The 18559-nt window shown below is 66.8% G+C and carries 19 protein-coding genes; 10 read left to right on the top strand and 9 right to left on the bottom strand.

Features of this window, described 5'->3' with window-relative positions:
- Position 1: 1 nt before the first annotated feature.
- A complete protein-coding gene (acs, locus tag MNAB215_RS10870; RefSeq protein ID WP_077078874.1) occupies positions 2 to 1975 on the top strand; it encodes an acetate--CoA ligase in 1974 nt (657 codons plus the stop codon).
- 11 nt (positions 1976 to 1986) lie between these two features.
- Here acs and MNAB215_RS10865 read toward each other — a convergent pair whose 3' ends face one another.
- Complete coding sequence (locus tag MNAB215_RS10865) at positions 1987 to 2682, bottom strand: chymotrypsin family serine protease (RefSeq protein WP_077078873.1); 696 nt, start codon at positions 2680 to 2682, stop codon at positions 1987 to 1989.
- Positions 2683 to 2868: 186 nt separating this feature from the next.
- Between MNAB215_RS10865 and MNAB215_RS10860 the strand changes: the two genes are divergently transcribed.
- Complete coding sequence (locus MNAB215_RS10860; RefSeq protein ID WP_077081918.1) at positions 2869 to 3393, top strand: phage holin family protein; 525 nt, start codon at positions 2869 to 2871, stop codon at positions 3391 to 3393.
- Positions 3394 to 4353 carry an alpha/beta fold hydrolase gene (locus MNAB215_RS10855; RefSeq protein WP_077078872.1) on the top strand — a complete coding sequence of 320 codons (960 nt, stop codon included), beginning with the start codon at positions 3394 to 3396 and terminating at the stop codon, positions 4351 to 4353. It abuts the gene before it with no gap.
- Here the strand turns inward: MNAB215_RS10855 and marP are convergent.
- From marP to nth, 4 genes are read right to left on the bottom strand one after another with little or no spacing between them, the layout of a single operon-like run.
- Entirely contained in the window at positions 4346 to 5539 is a 1194-nt protein-coding gene (gene marP / locus MNAB215_RS10850; RefSeq protein ID WP_108637746.1) for an acid resistance serine protease MarP, read from the bottom strand. The genes MNAB215_RS10855 and marP overlap by 8 nt on opposite strands.
- 5 nt (positions 5540 to 5544) lie before the next feature.
- Entirely contained in the window at positions 5545 to 6321 is a 777-nt protein-coding gene (locus MNAB215_RS10845) for an NUDIX hydrolase (protein WP_077078870.1), read from the bottom strand.
- Between the two features lie 55 nt (positions 6322 to 6376).
- The gene (locus MNAB215_RS10840) at positions 6377 to 7012 is read right to left on the bottom strand and encodes a TlpA family protein disulfide reductase (RefSeq protein WP_077078869.1); all 636 of its coding nucleotides are present in this window, start codon (positions 7010 to 7012) and stop codon (positions 6377 to 6379) included.
- Between the two features lie 17 nt (positions 7013 to 7029).
- Positions 7030 to 7710: an endonuclease III gene (nth, locus tag MNAB215_RS10835; RefSeq protein ID WP_108637608.1), complete on the bottom strand. Its 681-nt coding sequence runs from the start codon at positions 7708 to 7710 to the stop codon at positions 7030 to 7032.
- A 161-nt stretch (positions 7711 to 7871) separates the two neighbouring features.
- On the opposite strand from nth, the gene MNAB215_RS10830 reads away from it, so the two are divergent.
- Complete coding sequence (locus MNAB215_RS10830) at positions 7872 to 8282, top strand: hypothetical protein (protein ID WP_077078867.1); 411 nt, start codon at positions 7872 to 7874, stop codon at positions 8280 to 8282.
- A 97-nt stretch (positions 8283 to 8379) separates the two neighbouring features.
- On the top strand, positions 8380 to 9054 hold the full coding sequence (gene crp, locus MNAB215_RS10825) for a cAMP-activated global transcriptional regulator CRP (protein WP_044508824.1): 675 nt from the start codon (positions 8380 to 8382) through the stop codon (positions 9052 to 9054).
- A 156-nt stretch (positions 9055 to 9210) separates the two neighbouring features.
- Here the strand turns inward: crp and MNAB215_RS10820 are convergent, their stop codons facing one another.
- The 3 genes from MNAB215_RS10820 to sp36 are packed head-to-tail and all read right to left on the bottom strand — an operon-like array spanning position 9211 to position 10638.
- The gene (locus MNAB215_RS10820) at positions 9211 to 10002 is read right to left on the bottom strand and encodes an MBL fold metallo-hydrolase (protein ID WP_077078866.1); all 792 of its coding nucleotides are present in this window, start codon (positions 10000 to 10002) and stop codon (positions 9211 to 9213) included.
- Positions 10003 to 10007: 5 nt separating this feature from the next.
- Positions 10008 to 10463 (bottom strand): RidA family protein, encoded by a 456-nt coding sequence (locus MNAB215_RS10815; protein ID WP_077078865.1) that lies wholly within the window; start codon positions 10461 to 10463, stop codon positions 10008 to 10010.
- A 13-nt stretch (positions 10464 to 10476) separates the two neighbouring features.
- Entirely contained in the window at positions 10477 to 10638 is a 162-nt protein-coding gene (gene sp36, locus MNAB215_RS10810) for a Sp36 family protein (RefSeq protein ID WP_005138621.1), read from the bottom strand.
- Positions 10639 to 10768: 130 nt separating this feature from the next.
- Here sp36 and bagA point away from each other — a divergent pair, with 130 nt between their 5' ends.
- Together bagA and bagB are read left to right on the top strand one after the other, a co-directional pair.
- Positions 10769 to 11791, top strand: a complete 1023-nt coding sequence (gene bagA / locus MNAB215_RS10805; RefSeq protein WP_077078864.1) for an ATPase BagA — start codon at positions 10769 to 10771, stop codon at positions 11789 to 11791.
- Positions 11788 to 12945, top strand: coding sequence for an ATPase BagB (bagB, locus tag MNAB215_RS10800; protein ID WP_077078863.1), 1158 nt, complete (start codon positions 11788 to 11790; stop codon positions 12943 to 12945). The genes bagA and bagB overlap by 4 nt, the downstream gene beginning before the upstream one ends.
- 285 nt (positions 12946 to 13230) lie before the next feature.
- Here bagB and MNAB215_RS10795 read toward each other — a convergent pair whose 3' ends face one another.
- Positions 13231 to 13581: a WhiB family transcriptional regulator gene (locus MNAB215_RS10795; RefSeq protein ID WP_077078862.1), complete on the bottom strand. Its 351-nt coding sequence runs from the start codon at positions 13579 to 13581 to the stop codon at positions 13231 to 13233.
- A 386-nt stretch (positions 13582 to 13967) separates the two neighbouring features.
- Here MNAB215_RS10795 and ponA2 point away from each other — a divergent pair, with 386 nt between their 5' ends.
- From ponA2 to cds1, 3 genes are read left to right on the top strand one after another with little or no spacing between them, the layout of a single operon-like run.
- Entirely contained in the window at positions 13968 to 16394 is a 2427-nt protein-coding gene (gene ponA2 / locus MNAB215_RS10790) for a transglycosylase/D,D-transpeptidase PonA2 (protein ID WP_077078861.1), read from the top strand.
- A gap of 55 nt (positions 16395 to 16449) precedes the next feature.
- Complete coding sequence (locus MNAB215_RS10785; protein WP_077078860.1) at positions 16450 to 17409, top strand: metallophosphoesterase; 960 nt, start codon at positions 16450 to 16452, stop codon at positions 17407 to 17409.
- The gene (gene cds1 / locus MNAB215_RS10780; protein ID WP_077078859.1) at positions 17406 to 18512 is read left to right on the top strand and encodes an L-cysteine desulfhydrase Cds1; all 1107 of its coding nucleotides are present in this window, start codon (positions 17406 to 17408) and stop codon (positions 18510 to 18512) included. The genes MNAB215_RS10785 and cds1 overlap by 4 nt, the downstream gene beginning before the upstream one ends.
- Positions 18513 to 18559 lie beyond the last annotated feature (47 nt).

The raw sequence follows: 18559 nt of genomic DNA, 5'->3' as shown, positions 1-18559 counted from the left end.
CGTGACTGCCACCCGCACCGATGGCGCGTCCGCCCACCCCGCTTCCTATCCGCCGCCGACGACATTCGCCGAGCAGGCCAACGCCCGCGAAGAGCTGTACAGCGAGGCCGAACAGGACCGGCTGGCGTTCTGGGCCAAGCAGGCCAACCGGCTGTCCTGGGCGACGCCGTTCAGCGAGGTGCTGGACTGGTCCGACGCACCCTTCGCGAAGTGGTTCGGCGGCGGCAAGCTCAACGTCGCCTACAACTGCGTGGACCGCCACGTCGAGGCCGGCCTCGGAAACCGGGTCGCCATTCACTGGGAGGGCGAGCCCGCCGGTGACAGCCGCAGCCTGACCTACGCGGATTTGCAGACCGAGGTGTGCAAGGCGGCCAACGCGCTGACCGACCTCGGTCTGGTGGCCGGCGATCGGGTCGCCATCTATATGCCGTTGATCCCTGAAGCCGTGATCGCGATGCTGGCCTGCGCGCGACTGGGCCTGATGCACAGCGTGGTCTTCGCCGGGTTCACCGCCACGGCGCTGCGGGCCCGCATTGACGATGCCCAAGCCAAGCTGGTCATCACCGTCGACGGGCAGTTCCGGCGCGGCAAGCCGGCACCGCTGAAGGACGCGGCCGACGAGGCCGTGGCGCCGGGCCCGGACGGCGACAGCCCTGTCGAACACGTTCTGGTGGTGCGGCGCACCGGAATTGACGTGTCGTGGAACGACGATCGCGACGTGTGGTGGCACGATGTCGTCGACTCCGCGTCGCCCGAACACACCGCACAGCCCTTCGATGCCGAGCATCCGTTGTTTTTGTTGTACACCTCGGGCACCACCGGCAAGCCCAAGGGCATCATGCATACCAGCGGCGGCTACCTGACCCAGGCCTCCTACACGCATTACAACGTCTTCGACATCAAGCCCGAAACCGACGTCTTCTGGTGCACCGCCGACATCGGCTGGGTCACTGGGCACTCCTACGGTGTGTACGGTCCGCTGTCCAACGGCGTCACCGAGGTTCTCTACGAGGGCACGCCCGATTCGCCCACCCAGCATCGGCATTTCGAGATCATCGAAAAGTACGGCGTCACAATCTATTACACTGCGCCGACGCTCATCCGAACGTTCATGAAGTGGGGGCGTGAGATCCCCGACGCACACGACCTGTCCAGTCTGCGGCTGCTGGGCACGGTGGGCGAGCCGATCAACCCCGAGGCGTGGCGCTGGTACCGCAAGGTGATCGGCGCCGACAGCCTCCCGATCGTGGACACCTGGTGGCAGACCGAGACCGGTTCGGCGATGATCTCGCCACTGCCCGGAGTCACGGCGGCCAAACCCGGTTCGGCGATGGCGGCGCTGCCCGGGATCTCGGCCAAGATCGTCGATGACCACGGCGACGAGCTGACGCCGAGCGTCCACCATGGCGAACACGTCACCGGCTACCTGGTGTTAGATCAGCCGTGGCCGTCCATGCTGCGCGGCATTTGGGGCGACCCGGAGCGCTACGTCGAGACCTATTGGTCCAGGTTCGCCGAGCAGGGCTGGTACTTCGCCGGCGACAGCGCCTATTACGACCGCGACGGCGCCATCTGGATCGTGGGGCGCATCGACGACGTGATGAACGTGTCCGGGCATCGGCTTTCGAGCGCCGAGCTGGAGTCGGCGCTCGTCGGTCACTCCGGAGTGGCCGAGGCCGCAGTGGTCGCAAAGAAAGATGAGACCACGGGCCAAGCCATCTGCGCGTTCGTCGTAATGTGCGCCGAGTACGACGTGCACGACGGCACCGTCGACGAGTTGCGCGGTCACGTGGCCGTGGAGATCTCACCGATCGCCAAGCCACGCGAGATCCACGTCGTGCCGGAGCTGCCCAAGACCCGCAGCGGCAAGATCATGCGCAGGCTGCTGCGCGACGTCGCCGAAAAGCGGGAGCTGGGCGACACGTCGACGCTGCTGGACCCCACCGTGTTCGACGCGATCCGCGCCGCCCAATAGCGCCGGGCGGGTCAGGCCGGCACCGGGACGAAACCCGCACCCGGACGATGCTTGGCATTGATGTCGGCCAGGATGGCGGGAAACGACATCACCACCGCCGGAGTGTGCAGCGGGATGTACTTGATGACGCAGGTCGGCAGGTTGTCGCTGAACGCGCCGTGGATCATGCCGACCAGCAGATTGTCGACCGTTACCGGCCCGCCCGAGTCACCCGGCCGGCCGCAGACCTGCATGACGAGCGTGCCGGGGTCCTGGCCCATCCCCCAGGTGACGCCGCAGGAGTTGCCGGTGGTGCGACCCTGCTTGCAGGCGATCTGGCCGAACACCGGATTCGGGCCGACGCCGTTGATCAGGAAGCCGTTGTAGTTGGCCACCGGCGCGACCTTGGCGGGGTCGAACTTGATCACCGCGTAGTCGAGGGCGTCGTTGCCGGCGACCATGACACCGAGTTGCCCTCGGCCTTCGGCGGCCTCGGCGGCGATCTGCGCCCCGGGTCCCCCGCAGTGTGCGGAGGTGAAGCCGATCAGTTCACCAGCGGCATCGGAGCCGATGGTCGTCAGCGTGCACATCGTGTCGCCGTTGATGACGATGCCGGCCCCGCCGCCCATCGGCACCCTGTCGTCGGCGCCAGCTTTGCCGGGCAAACCCTGCACACCCAGCAGGACCGCCACCAGCCCCGCCACCAACCAGCGTCGCGCCTCGCGCAAAGCGAAACTCCTGTCAGCGGAATGTCGGAGCAACAGGAGCGCCAGTCTAAAGGATCACCAGAGCCCTTCTGGTGCTGTGCAAATAGCGTCAGCCGAAGAAAACGGACAAAAAGGCTGGCCTCGTCTGACATTGCACCGCATGGCAACATGAACCGCGACGACAGCGAACCCGAGAGGACCGCGCCTGTGAGCAAAGTGGACCGCACCAACGGTGTGCCCAGCACGCTGACCACGATTCCGTTGGCAGACCCGCAGGCCGGGCCCGCTGAGCCGTCGATCGGGAACCTGATCAAAGACGCGACCACCCAGATGTCGACCCTGGTGCGCGCCGAGGTCGAACTTGCCCGCGCCGAAATCACCCGCGACGTCAAGAAGGGCCTGACCGGCAGCGTCTACTTCATCGCCGCGCTGGTCGTGCTGTTCTACTCCACCTTCTTTTTCTTCTTCTTCCTCGCCGAGCTGCTCGACACATGGCTGTGGCGCTGGGTCGCGTTCCTGATCGTGTTCGCGATCATGGTCGTGGTCGGGGCGGTGCTGGGGCTCTTGGGCTTCTTGAAGGTGCGCCGCATCCGGGGACCGCGGGAGACCATCGAGTCGGTCAAGGAAACCCGGACCGCGCTCACCCCGGGTCACGACAGGGCCGCAGTACCCAAGCTCACGGCGCCGCAGAGCGCCCCCGACGCTCCCGCCACCGATCCGTCAGGTTGGTAGATGTCAGCACCGGACCCGTCGGTCACCCGCATCGACGGGCCGTGGCGGCATTTGCACGTGCATGCCAACGGCATCCGATTCCACGTCGTCGAGGCACTGTCCCAGGACGCAACCGCACCGGCCACGTCACGGCCGCTGGTCATGCTGCTGCACGGCTTCGGCTCCTTCTGGTGGACCTGGCGCCATCAGCTGCGCGGGCTGACCGGTGCGCGCGTGGTCGCCGTCGATCGGCGCGGCTATGGCGGCAGTGACAAGCCGCCCCGCGGCTACGACGCCTGGACCATGGCCGGCGACACGGCCGGACTCATTCGCGCCCTTGGGCATTCGTCGGCGACGCTGATCGGCCACGCCGACGGCGGGCTGGCCTGCTGGACCGCGGCGCTGCTGCATTCCCGGCTGGTCGCGGGCATCGCCCTGATCAGCTCTCCCCACCCGGCCGCCCTACGACGCTCCGCGCTGCTGCGTCGCGACCAGGGTTACGCGCTGCTGCCGAACCTGCTGCGCTACCAAATGCCGCTGTGGCCGGAGCGCCTGCTGACCCGGGATAACGGGGCCGAGATCGAGCACCTGGTCAGCAGCCGCAGCAGCGCCAAATGGGTTGCCTCCGAGGACTTTTCGCAAACCATCGGCTACCTGCGGACGGCGATCCAGGTCCCGGGTGCGGCGCACTGCGCGCTGGAATACCAGCGCTGGGCGGTGCGCAGCCAGCTGCGCGGCGAGGGTCGGCGTTACATCAAGTCGATGTCTCAACAACTCGGCATGCCCCTGCTGCACCTGCGCGGCGACGCCGACCCCTATGTGCTGGCCGACCCGGTCGATCACAGTCAGCGGTATGCGCCGCAGGGCCGTTACCTATCCATCACCGGCGCAGGACATTTCAGCCACGAAGAGGCGCCCGACGAAGTCAACCGGCTGCTGACGAGGTTCCTCGAGCAGGTGCACGGACCCCGCGTCAGCTGACGCAGGCCCCGGTGCCCACCTGCTGGGTGTCACCGATCCGGGAAAGCTGGCCGGACACCTCGCCGGCGGTCAACACGAAACCGGTATCGGGATCGTCGACGGCAGCGCCGAAGACCACCCCGAGCACATGGCCGCTCATGTCGATCAGCGGTCCGCCCGAATTGCCTTGCTCCACATTGGCTCTGATGGTGTAGACGTCGCGGGTGACCGGCGCCGGATCCCGGTAGATGTCGGGTCCGCTGAGTTTGATCGCCTCGCGGATCCTGGCCGGTGTCGCGGTGAAATTGCCGCCGCCGGGATAACCCAGGACGACGACATCGGCGGCGGATTTCGCCTCGTTCTCGGCGAAGGCCAGCGGCTGCGGCGGCAGATTGGGGACGGCGAGAATCGCGATGTCGACCGACGGGTCATAGGACACCACGGTCGCGTCGAGCGGGTTGCCGCTGGCGTACACCTGCACGCTGCTGGACCCGGCCACCACGTGTGCGTTGGTCATCACCCGGTCGGGCGCGATCACGAATCCGCTGCCCTCCAACACCTTTTGGCAACTGGGCGCTACGCTGCGCACTTTGACGACACTGGGTGCGACGGACATCACGACGGGGTTGGTGGCCAGGGCCGGGTCGGGCGAGGCGACGGGAATCACCGGAGTGCGGCTGAAGGGTTCCAGCACGGCCGGCAGCCCGGAAGTGTTCAGCAGCGCCGAGAGTCGCTTGGGGACCGTCTTCAGCCAGGGCGGTGCGACTTCGTTGACCCGGGCCAGCACCTGCGAACCCCGAACTGCCGCAGCCAATTCGGGCTGATCCTTCGACTGCGTCAACGGCGTCGCGAGCAACCACGCCGCGGTCAGCACCACGACGAGCTGAACGCCCACACCGATCACCGAGTCGATGGTTCGGATGGTGCGGCTGTGGATCGCGCCGCGCACGGCCCGCCCCAGCACCACGCCGGCGACCTCGCCAACGACGACCAGCGCCAGAATCAGGAATAGCGCGGTGAACAGCTTGGCGCGCGGCGCGGCGATGTGGCTGACGATGTGTGGCGCCAGCAGCACTCCCGCTATCGCGCCGAGCAGCACGCCGATGAACGAGAACAGCGAACCCACTGCGCCCGAACGCCAACCCGAGATCGCCGCGATGAATGCGACGGCCAGCACCGCGACATCCAGCCACTGAGACGGAGTCATCGAGTTCATCGTGCGCCACCGTGCTCCCCGACCAGCGTCATCGCGTCGTCCAGCTCGCGCAGGTCGCTGGTGTCCCACGGCTTTGCCCAGCCGGCGACGTCGAGCACCGCAGAAATCACCTGGCCAGTGAATCCCCAAACCAACATCTGATTCAACAGAAACGCCGGGCCGGCCCAACGCCGCCCGAGATCGCCGCGGTACACCATCAGGCGGTTGTCCGGATTGATGAAGGCGCGCACCGGAACCCGCGACACGATCGCCGTCTCGGCCTCGTTGACGACGGCCACCGGCCCGGGATCCGGCGAATACGCCAATACCGGGACGACCTCGAACTGCGATGGCGCGATGAAGGTCCGCTCCATGACGACCAACGGGTGCAGCCGGTTGACGTCGATCCCGGTCTCTTCCTGCGCTTCCCGCAACGCGGTGGCAACGGGCCCGTCGTCGGTGGGGTCGGATGCGCCGCCGGGAAACGCCGCCTGGCCCGCGTGGTGACGCAGCGACGACGCGCGCACGGTGAGCAATAGGTCGGCCTCGTCGGGAACGCCGGCGTCGGCCGGCCCGGACTCCGGGCCCGAAAACAGCACCAGCACAGCGGCCTCCCGCTCTTCGGCCACTCCTTTGGCGCTGCTCAGCATCTCGAGCACGTCCGGCGGTAGTCGGCGCCGTAGCGCCTCGGGGATCTGACTCACGTTGTCCACCAACGGACGCAGCCACGACGGGCTGGCGTCAGGCGTCAGAGGAACCGTTCCCCGCGCGCGGGCGGTACCCCCAGCACTCACCGGCGCCTCCTTGTCGGGCCCAACTACTCAGCCTGTTTCGGGCCGCCGAGCTCGCTCATACGTCGTTTCCGACCGCCGCGGCGATCTCGTCGGCACTCGCGAAATCACGCAGCAGCGTCTGCGCAACGCTACCGTCCGACCGCAGGACCACCGTCGCGGGCACCACATTTGCCACCCGCAATGCCGACGCGATCAGACGGCGGCCGTCCTGCAGGGTGGGCAGCCGAACGCCCAGCTCCGCCAGCCGAAGCAACGCGGCCGCTTCGTTCTCGTCTTGATGCACGGTCACCACCAACACGTCGGGCCCGACCCGGCGCTGATACTCGGCCATCGCGGGTAATTCGGCCGTGCACGGCGCACACCAATAGGCCCACAGGTTCAAGACCACGCGCCGCCCGGCCAGCGCCGGGGCGACATCGACGGTCGATCCGTCGGCGGCGCAGTCCACCAGCACACCGCGCAGAGCCGCCGGGCCGGGGCCGCTGCCGGCGGTTGGGCAGGGCGACAGCCTCGCCCGCTCCCGCGGCCCGGCGAGCGCGGCCGGCGTGTCGGCGTCCCGATGTTGACGGGCGTTCGTGGGCCCGGTGTCGGCGGACTGCGAGGAGCCGTCGCGCAACTGCAACACCAACGCCACCGCGAGCACTGCCACCACCGCCAGGATCGCGATGGTCCAGCGGGCTCTTCGAGTCACCCTCGCCCGACCCGGCGCTACAGCCCGGCCAAAGCCAGCAGGTGCTCGGTTTCGGGGCCCTGCACGAGCGGCGCGGCAAGCAGCGGGTCGGTGGGACCGAGGCCATAGGACGGGCAGTCCTTGGCCAGTAGGCAGACACCGCACGCGGGTTTACGGGAGTGACACACCCGGCGGCCATGAAAAATCACTCGATGGCTCAGCAGCGTCCACTCTTTGCGTTCGATCAGCTCGCCGACGGCGTGCTCCACCTTGACCGGATCCTCGTCCTCGGTCCAGCGCCAGCGGCGCACCAGCCGTCCAAAATGGGTATCGACCGTGATTCCGGGGATGCCGAAGGCGTTCCCCAAGACGACGTTTGCCGTCTTGCGTCCCACCCCGGGCAGCGTCACGAGTTCATCCATGGTCGAGGGCACCTCGCCGCCGAATCGTTCGACCAGGGCTTGCCCCAGGCCGATCAGCGAGCTCGCCTTGTTGCGAAAGAATCCGGTGGGGCGGATCAGCTCTTCCAGTTCGGCGCGATCCGCTTGCGCATAATCCAGCGCCGAGGTGTAGCGCACAAACAACGCCGGCGTCGTCAGATTCACCCGTTTATCGGTGCTTTGTGCCGAAAGAATGGTGGCCACCGTCAGTTCCAGCGGGGTCCTGAAATCCAGCTCGCAGTGCGCGTCTGGAAAAGCCTGCGCCAGTGTGCGATTCATGCGCCGTGCGCGACGCACCAATCCGGCATGAGTTTCGGATGCCCAGCGCCGCGCAAGTGCGGGATCGGGCTTGGCCGGCGCCGATCTAGCGCGTCCAGACGCCTTTGCCGCTGTCACCTACGACAGAGTACTGATTTCGTGACCTCGCTGAGACCTTGGGCATGTTTACTCTCCTTGTGTCATGGTTGCTGGTAGCCCTCATACCCGGGCTACTCATGCTTGCGGCGCTGGGCCTGGGCCGGCTCGAATCCGAGCTTGCCCGTGAGTCGGTCACGGCGGCCGATGTCGACGAGTTTCTCGAGCATGCGCAGGCCGTCGATATGCGGACGCTGGCCAGAGAAGGCATTACCGAGGCGCTGGAATACCTGCATCAACGCCAGGCCCAGCAACTCGCCGCCGCCCCGCCGCCCCGGGTGCTGACCGGACGGCATCACGCCGAGTCGGTGTTTGCCATCGGCCTCGCCGACCCCGCTACGGGCAGACTGATGCCGATGCAAGTACACGCGCATTCGCGCGTCAATCCGCAATACAATCCGCAATATGGGGCGACTAGACACGTCAATCGTGTGTAGCGTTGGCACGTTGGACAACATTGGCCTACCTCTATGCTCACTAATGGCTAAGCGGTTGGCCTGCCATATCACATCGTTGGAAAGCTGAAGAGGCAACGTGGACGAGATCCTGGCTAGAGCAGGAATCTTCCAGGGGGTTGAACCCGGTGCAGTCGCAGCACTGACCAAGCAACTACAACCCGTCGACTTCCCCCGGGGACACACCGTTTTCGCGGAAGGGGAGCCGGGCGACCGGCTCTACATCATCGTCTCGGGAAAGGTGAAGATCGGCAGGCGATCACCCGACGGCCGGGAGAACCTGCTGACGATCATGGGCCCGTCCGACATGTTCGGCGAGTTGTCGATCTTCGACCCTGGGCCACGGACGTCCAGCGCCACCACCATCACCGAGGTGCGCGCGGTGTCGATGGACCGCGACGCGCTGCGGGCCTGGATCGCCGACCGCCCCGAGATTGCCGAGCAACTGTTGCGGGTGTTGGCCCGCCGGCTGCGGCGGACCAACAACAACCTGGCCGACCTCATCTTCACCGATGTGCCCGGCCGGGTCGCCAAGCAACTGTTGCAGCTCGCTCAGCGGTTCGGCACGCAGGAGGGCGGCGCCATGCGGGTCACCCACGACCTGACCCAAGAGGAGATCGCCCAGCTGGTGGGCGCTTCCCGGGAAACCGTGAACAAGGCGCTGGCCGATTTCGCCCACCGCGGCTGGATCCGGCTCGAAGGCAAGAGCGTGCTGATCTCGGACTCCGAAAGGCTGGCGCGCCGGGCGCGATAGGCACGGCTGATGCAGTCACACCAGTCACGTGGGTACCGCCGCGGCTCCCATCATCCGGCCCGAGAACGTGATATCGCCTGCGCTATCACGTTTCAGAACCGCCTCGCGCTTCCAAACCCGGGGCCTATGTGGCAGTTGTGACTCGCGCGATCACCGCTAGCGGCGCAGGTAATCCAGCTGCGCCTGCACGGACCACTCGGCCGCGTCCCACAATTTCTCGTCGACGTCGGTGTAGACGTGTTCGACGATCTGGCGCGCGGTCGCGTCGTCGCCAAGCTCTGCCAACGCGGCACACACCTGGTCCAGGCGTTGCTGGCGATGCGTCAAGTACTCGGAGACAACGGCTTCCAGGTCGGCCAGATCCGGCCCGTGCCCGGGCAACACCGTGCGACGGCCCAAGCCGCCCAGCCGCCGCAGCGATTCCAGGTAGTCGGCCAGGTTGCCGTCTTCGTTGTCGATGACGGTGGTGCCCCGCCCCAACACTGTGTCCGCGGTCAGCACGGCGTCCTCTAGAACGAAGGACATCGAGTCTGCGGTGTGGCCGGGTGTCGCCATCACCTTGATTTTCAGGCCCGCGGCATCGATCACCTCGCCGTCGATCAATTCGCCGCCGAGCCCGCGCAAAAAGCCGCTGCCCGCCGAGCGCACCGTCGCCCCGGTCAGGTCGACCAGCTTGTCGATGCCATCGGTGTGGTCGCTGTGCCGATGGCTGATCAGCACCAGCGCGATGCGGCCCAGCGCGGCGACGCGCGCGATGTGCTCGTCGTCGTCGGGCCCGGGGTCGATGATCACCAGCTCGTCGCTGCGCGGGCCCCGCAGCACCCAGGTGTTGGTGCCCTCCAGGGTCAGCCACCCGGGGTTGTCGGCCAGCAGGACCGAGGCCGTCTCGGTAACCGCCCGCAACCTGCCGTATGCGGGATGGGTCGACGACTCCGCAGCCTCACTCACGGTCGTCAGCCGACCTCCACGATCAGCTCGACTTCCACAGGTGCGTCAAGTGGGAGCTCGGAGACCCCGACCGCCGAACGCGCGTGGGTGCCGTTGTCGCCGAACACTTCAGCGAGAAGGTCGGAAGCACCGTTGATGACGCCGGGCTGTCCATTGAAGCCCGGAGCGGAGGCGACGAACCCGACGACCTTGACCACTTGAGTCACCGAGTCGATCCCCACCAGGGAATGGACTGCCGCTAACGCGTTGAGCGCGCAGAGCCGCGCGAGCGCGTTGCCCTCCTCGGGGCTGACCTCGGCGCCGACCTTGCCGGTGCCGGCCAGCTTGCCGCTCTCCATCGGCAGCTGCCCCGCCGTGTAGACCAGGTTGCCGGTGCGCTTTGCCGGAAGGTAGGAAGCCAGCGGCGCAACAACCTGCGGAAGCGAAATACCGATCGCCTCGAGCCGGGCTGACGCAGTCATGGATGCGGGCTCCCTACTTCGGGCGCTTCAGGTAGGCCACGTGCTGCTCGCCGGTGGGCCCGGGCAGCACCGCCACCAGCTCCCAGCCGTCGGCACCCCATTGGTCGAGGATCTGTTTGGTGGCGTGCGTCAGCAGGGGAACCGTGGCGTACTCCCACGTGGTCGGTTGGCTCATGCCGCGAGCTTATCGGTCGCTGCAGAACGCTGAGGCACGGCTCTGACCAACCCGGTGGCCAGCTCATTGGCCGTGTCGCAGGTACTCCACCCGATTTGCGGGGGCCGCGAAGCACTGGGGCTAGCATGCGATGGTGGCAACCATATCGAGCGGCGGTAGCTCCGTCGGCTGGCCGGCACGTCTGTCGAAGGCCCGCGTGCATTTCGTGACTGGCAAAGGCGGCACCGGTAAGTCGACGATCGCGGCCGCGCTGGCCCTCACCCTGGCCGCGGGGGGCCGCAAAGTCCTGCTCGTCGAAGTCGAGGGGCGCCAAGGCATCGCGCAGCTCTTCGACGTTCCGCCGCTCCCCTATGAAGAAGTCAAGATCGCGACCGCCGAGCGGGGCGGCCAGGTCAATGCTCTGGCCATCGACATCGAGGCCGCGTTCCTGGAATACCTCGACATGTTCTACAACCTCGGTCTCGCCGGCCGCGCGATGCGCCGCATTGGCGCGGTCGAGTTCGCCACGACGATCGCGCCCGGCCTGCGCGACGTGCTGCTCACCGGCAAGATCAAGGAGGCGGCGGTGCGCCTCGACAAGAACAAGCTCCCGGTTTATGACGCAATTGTCGTCGATTCCCCACCGACGGGCCGGATCTCACGCTTCCTGGACACAACGAAGGCAGTATCCGACTTGGCCAAGGGCGGGCCGGTGCACTCGCAGGCCGACGGCGTGGTGAAGTTGCTGCACTCCGACCAGACCGCCATTCACCTGGTGACCCTGTTGGAGACGCTGCCGATACAGGAGACGCTGGAAGCCATCGAGGAACTTTCCGAGCTGGAGCTGCCGATCGGCAGCGTGATCGTGAATCGCAACATCCCGTCGTATCTGGAACCCGGCGATCTGGCCAAGGCCGCCGAGGGCGATGTCGACGCGGACTCGGTGCGGGCCGGGTTGAAGATGGCCGGAATCGAGCTCGACGACGCCGACTTCGCCGGCCTGCTCACCGAGACCATCCAGCATGCCACCCGCATCACCGCACGGGCAGAGAGCGCGCAACAGCTCGACGCGCTCAAGGTGCCGCGGCTGGAGCTGCCCACCATCTCCGACGGCGTCGACCTAGGCAGCCTCTACGAACTGTCGGAATCTCTTGCGCAGCAAGGAGTTCGATGAGCGTCACACCGACATTACTTGACATGGCTGCGATCTTGGCCGACAGATCCAACCGGGTCGTGGTCTGCTGCGGCGCCGGCGGCGTCGGCAAGACCACCACTGCGGCCGCGATGGCGCTGCGAGCGGCCGAATATGGCCGCACCGTCTGCGTTTTGACGATCGACCCGGCCAAGCGACTGGCTCAAGCGCTGGGCGTCAACGACCTCGGCAACACCCCGCAACGGGTCCCGCTAGCACCCGAGGTGCCCGGCGAGTTGCACGCCATGATGCTGGATATGCGTCGCACGTTCGATGAAATGGTGCTGCAATACTCCGGCCCGGAGCGGGCACAGGCGCTGCTGAACAACCAGTTCTACCAAACGGTCGCCACGTCGCTCGCCGGGACGCAGGAGTACATGGCGATGGAGAAACTCGGCCAGCTCCTGGCGCAGGACCGCTGGGATTTGATCGTGGTGGACACGCCCCCGTCGCGCAACGCGCTGGACTTCCTGGACGCGCCAAAACGCTTGGGCAGCTTCATGGATAGCCGACTGTGGCGGCTGCTACTCGCGCCGGGCCGGGGGATCGGGCGATTGGTCACCGGCGCAATGGGTTTGGCCATGAAGGCGCTGTCGACCATCATGGGCTCGCAACTGCTCGGTGACATCGGATCTTTCGTGCAATCACTGGAGGCCACGTTCGGCGGTTGGCGCGAGAAGGCCGACCGCACCTATTCACTGCTGAAACGGCGCGGTACCCAGTTCGTGGTGGTGTCGGCGGCCGAGCCCGACGCATTGCGTGAGGCGTCGTTCTTCGTCGACCGGCTGTCGCAGGAGAGCATGCCGCTGGCGGGGCTCATCCTGAACCGCACCCACCCGATGCTGTGCTCGCTACCGGTCGAGCGCGCGGTCGACGGAGGCGAAACGCTGGGGGCCGACGCAGACTCCGAGGCCGCGGCGCTGGCCGCGGCGGTGCTGCAGATCCATGCCGACCGCGGTCAGACCGCCAAGCGGGAGGTGCGGCTGCTGTCCCGCTTCACCGGAGCCAACCCGCATGTGCCGGTCCTCGGGGTGCCGTCGCTGCCGTTCGATGTTTCGGACCTGGAGGCTTTGAGTGCACTGGCCGACCAGATCACCGCGGTCGGCGACGATGCGGCTCGCGCGGCAGGCGACTAACAAAGCCCCCAGCCCGGGCCCGGTCGGCGACGACGCGGCCCGCGCAGTAGGCAGCCGAAAAACCGCTGCCTAACCCGCATCTCGGTAACGAACCCGTTCTCGGCCGCGAATTCCTATCCAGTACAAGGCAGTCGGGCTCGCCCGTTTTATTAGGCACCGTTCAGCGCGGGGCCGTGACGGCCTGCGCTGTAACAGAATCGTAATGATGAAGAGCGACCGGCCGGAGCGCCTCGCGCCGCAGACCGACCTACCGCAACCGTGCGGTAGATGCGGTCCTGACGGGAGCTAGCTGACGCCGCGGTTCCTGCGCTTGTCGAAGAAGTCCGACCACGACACGACGTCAGGGTGCTGCTTCAGCAGGGCCCTGCGCTGGCGCTCGGTCATACCGCCCCAAACGCCGAACTCGACCTTGTTATCCAGCGCGTCCGCCCCGCATTCCTGCATCACCGGGCAATGGCGGCAGATGACGGCCGCCTTACGCTGGGCAGCGCCCCGGACGAACAATTCGTCGGGGTCAGTGGTCCGGCATAACGCCTGGGAAACCCAGGCAATCCGCTCTTCTGCGTCAACACTGCGGAGCACCCCCTGTGCAGCCGAAATGTTCGTCCGACGAGCAACCGATCGTGTAACTGACACGAGCTGTTCCCTTCCTCCCGGTCGCGGCTTGGCGACCGCCCTCCTCGGGTACAAACCCTCGTTTGCGATCCACGCCACACTGTGCAGATCCGTGTTACCTGAATCTCACCGTCTGTATAAGTTAGGTGGTCAGGTGGCAATTGCGCAACAGTCTCATAACGCTTTTTTTGGGACGCGCGTCCCGTCTCGTACATCAGCGTAAGACCAGACGTCTCGTTGAGTAACCAATTTAGGTGGCGGAAGAGTAAAACGAGCACGAACAACGCGGCCGAAAACGACAAATTTGCTGGTCACGAGGGCCGTGACGGCTACGGTCACCGCGTCTTGATCCGAGCTGGTAAAACGACGGCGCAGCCTGCCAATGGCGGGCCGCTACTGTAGTACGCATGTCAGACCGCCCGCCGGCAGTCCTCACGGTCCTCAAATTGGCCGGATGCTGCCTGTTGGCCAGTGTGGTCGCGACGGCGATGTTGTTCCCGTTCGCGGGTGGGCTGGGGCTGATGTCCAACCGCGCGTCCGAAGTCGTCGCCAACGGGTCGGCCCAGCTTCTCGAGGCTCAGGTGCCCGCGGTGTCGACGATGGTCGACTCGAAGGGCAACGTCATCGCGTGGCTGTATGAGCAGCGTCGGTTCGAGGTTCCCGGCGACAAAATCGCCAACACCATGAAGCTGGCGATCGTCTCGATCGAAGACAAGCGATTCGCCTACCACAACGGGGTGGACTGGAAGGGCACGCTGACCGGGCTGGCCGGCTACGCGTCCGGTGATGTGGACACCCGCGGCGGTTCGACGATCGAACAGCAGTACGTGAAGAACTATCAGCTGTTGGTCACCGCCAAGACCGACGCCGAAAAACACGCGGCCGTCGAGACCACGCCCGCACGCAAGCTGCGCGAGATCCGGATGGCGCTCACGCTCGACAAGACCTTCACCAAACCGGAGATCCTGACCCGCTATCTGAACCTGGTCTCGTTCGGCAACGGCTCGTTCGGCGTCCAGGACGCCGCGCAGACCTACTTCGGCATCAACGCATCGGACCTGAATTGGCAGCAGGCGGCGCTGCTGGCCGGCATGGTGCAGTCGACCAGCGCGCTCAACCCGTACACCAACCCGGACGGCGCGCTGGCCCGGCGCAACCTGGTGCTGGACACCATGATCGACAACCTGCCCCAGGAGGCCGACGCCCTGCGCGCCGCCAAGACAACGCCGCTGGGGATCTTGCCGCAGCCCAACGAGTTGCCACGCGGCTGCATCGCGGCAGGCGACCGCGCCTTTTTCTGCGACTACGTGCAGTCCTACTTGTCCCGGGCGGGGATCAGTAAGGAACAGGTGTCCAGGGGTGGCTACCTCATCCGCACGACGCTGGACCCGGACGTCCAGATCCCGGTCAAGACGGCCATCGACAAATTCGCCAGTCCGAGCCTCCCAGGCATCTCGAGCGTGATGAGCGTGATCAAGCCGGGCAAGGATTCGCACAAGGTGATGGCGATGGCCAGCAACCGCACCTACGGGCTGGACATCGACGCCGGCCAGACGATGCGCCCGCAGCCGTTCTCACTCGTCGGCGACGGCGCGGGATCGGTGTTCAAGATCTTCACCACGGCCGCCGCCCTGGACATGGGCATGGGCACCAACGCCACGCTCGAGGTGCCATCGCGGTTCCAGGCCAAGGGCCTGGGCTCGGGCGGGGCCAAAGGATGCCCCAAGGACACCTGGTGTGTGATCAACGCCGGTAACTACCGGGGTTCAATGAACGTGACCGATGCGTTGGCCACCTCGCCCAACACCGCATTCGCCAAGCTGATCTCCCAGGTCGGCGTGACGCGCACGGTCGACATGGCGGTCAAGCTCGGGCTGCGGTCCTATGCCGACCCGGGGACCGCGCGCGACTACAACCCGGATAGCAACGAAAGCCTGGCCGACTTCGTCAAGCGGCAGAACCTCGGGTCGTTCACCCTGGGCCCCATCGAGGTGAATGCCCTGGAGCTGTCGAACGTCGCGGCCACGCTGGCCTCCGGCGGCACGTGGTGCCCGCCGAATCCGATCGACAAGCTGATCGACCGCAACGGCAACGAGGTCGCGGTGACGACCGAGACCTGCGATCAGGTGGTGCCCGAGGGGCTGGCCAACACCCTCGCCAACGCGATGAGCAAGGACGCCAGCGGCGGCGGCACGGCGGCGGGCTCGGCCGGGGCCGCGGGCTGGGACCTGCCGGTGTCGGGTAAGACCGGCACCACCGAGGCCCACCGCTCCTCCGGCTTCGTCGGCTTCACCAAGTACTACGCGGCGGCGAACTACATCTACGACGACTCGACCACCCCGACGGATTTGTGCTCGTCACCGCTGCGCCATTGCGGCGAGGGTGACTTGTACGGCGGTAACGAGCCGGCGCGCACCTGGTTCACCGCGATGAAGCCGATCGCGACCGCGTTCGGACCGGTGCAGATGCCGCCGACCGACCCTCGCTACGTGGACGGATCACCGGCGGGCCGGGGGCCCAGCGTTGCCGGTCTCGACCTGGACGCGGCGCGCGCCCGCCTCAAGGGTGCGGGCTTCCAGGTCGCCGACCAACCGAACGCCGTCAACAGCACCGCCAAGGCCGGCGAAGTGGTCGGAACGATGCCGACCGGGCAAACAATCCCGGGTTCGATCATCACGATCCAAACCAGTAACGGCATCCCGCCCGCTCCGCCGCCACCGCCGGACGGAGTGCCACCGCCGATCGGATCGCAGGTCGTCGAAATTCCGGGCCTGCCGCCGATCACCATTCCCTTGCTGGCTCCACCACCGCCGCCGCCGGGCGGCCCGCCGTAAGAACGCGGGGGCGCGAGAGGCGTCCTGAGTCTTCAACCGGCAGTACGCTGCATGCATGGCTGATGTTCTGCCCACCCTGATACGAGCCGGCGCCGTCGCGCTCGGTTCTGCCGTCGCCGGCGTCGGTTATGCGGCGGTCGTTGAGCGCAACGCATTCGTCCTGCGCGAGATCACCATGCCCGTGCTGACCCCGGGTTCCACCCCGCTTCGAGTGCTCCACATCAGCGATCTCCACATGCTGCCCAACCAACGCCGCAAACAGGCCTGGCTGCGCGAGCTGGCCGGCTGGGAGCCCGACCTGGTCGTCAACACCGGCGACAACCTGGCCCATCCCAAGGCGGTGCCCGCGGTCGTCCAGACGTTGGGCGATCTGCTTTCGCGGCCGGGTGTGTTCGTCTTCGGCAGCAACGACTACTTCGGGCCGCGGGTGAAAAACCCGTTGAACTACGTCACCAATCCGTCGCATCGCGTCCGCGGTGAGCCGCTGCCCTGGCAGGACCTGCGGGCGGCATTCACCGAACGCGGCTGGCTCGACCTCACCCACACTCGTCGCGAGTTCGAGGTGGCCGGCCTGCACATCGCCGCCGCCGGAGTGGACGACCCGCATATCGATCGGGACCGCTATGACGCCATCGCCGGCCCGGCCAGCCCGGCGGCCAACCTGCGGCTGGGCCTGACGCACTCCCCGGAGCCACGGGTGCTGGATCGCTTCGCCGCCGACGGCTACCAGCTGGTGATGGCCGGCCACACGCACGGCGGGCAGTTGTGCCTACCGTTCTACGGCGCCCTGGTGACCAACTGCGGTCTGGACCGCACCCGGGCGAAGGGGCCGTCGCGCTGGGGCGCCAACATGGCCTTGCACGTCTCCGCGGGGCTGGGCACTTCGCCGTTCGCGCCGGTGCGTTTCTGCTGCCGCCCCGAGGCGACGCTGCTGACGTTGATAGCCGCCCCGATGGGTGGGCGAGACTCCGCCATCGAGTTGGGCCGCTCGCAGCCAACTGCCTCGGTGCGGTGAGCGATCGAACCCCGATCGCGGACCGCAGCCTGTCAAGGAGCTGGACCGACGACGCAATTCGGCTGATCGAGGCCGACACCCGGCGCAGCGCCGACACACACCTGCTGCGTTATCCGTTGCCGTCGGCGTGGGGTGCGGACGTCGGCAGCGCGCTCTACCTCAAGGACGAGACGACGCATATCACCGGCAGCCTCAAGCACCGGCTGGCGCGCTCGCTGTTCTTGTATGCACTGTGCAACGGATGGATCGGCGAGGGCACCACGGTCGTCGAGGCGTCGTCGGGTTCCACGGCGATATCCGAGGCGTACTTCGCGTCGCTGCTTGGCCTGCCGTTCATCGCCGTGGTTCCGGCGACCACCAGCTCGTCGAAGGTGGCGCTCATCGAATCCCAAGGCGGCCGTTGCCATTTCGTACAGAACTCGAGTGAGGTGTATGCCGAAGCCGAGCGCTTGGCGCGAGAGACCGGCGGGCACTATCTCGACCAGTTCACCAACGCCGAGCGTGCCACCGATTGGCGTGGCAACAACAACATCGCCGAGTCGATCTTCGCCCAGATGCAAGACGAGCAGTATCCCGTCCCCGAGTGGATCGTGGTGGGCGCCGGCACCGGTGGGACCAGCGCGACCATCGGGCGCTATATCCGCTACCGGCGACACGCGACCCGGCTGTGCGTGGTGGATCCGGAGAATTCGGCATTCTTTCCCTCGTACGCCGAAGGTCGCGACGACATTGTCATGGCCGCGTCATCACGAATCGAAGGCATCGGTCGGCCGCGCGTCGAGCCGTCGTTTCTGCCCGACGTGGTCGACCGCATGGTCTCGGTGCCCGACGCCGCGTCGATCGCGGCCGCGCGGCATGTCAGCACCGTGCTGGGACGCCGGGTGGGGCCGTCGACGGGCACCAACGTGTGGGGCGCCTTCGGCCTGCTGGCCGAGATGGCCGCGGCGGGCCGTCACGGCTCGGTGGTCACACTGCTCGCGGACAGCGGCGACCGCTACTCCGACAGCTACTTCAGCGACGAGTGGGTCAACGAGCAGGGGTTCGATCTCACCGGCCCGGCGCGGGCGCTGGTCGAATTCGAGCAAGACTGCACCTGGAGCTAGACATTGGCCTGCGGTTTGGCACCTTAATGGCCCGGTGCGATAGGCTG

It is taken from the genome of Mycobacterium numidiamassiliense (assembly GCF_900157365.1).
Classification (GTDB): Bacteria; Actinomycetota; Actinomycetes; order Mycobacteriales; family Mycobacteriaceae; genus Mycobacterium; species Mycobacterium numidiamassiliense.
The sequence above is the reverse complement of the archived record's forward strand: the minus strand, read 5'-3'. Positions and strand labels throughout refer to the sequence as shown.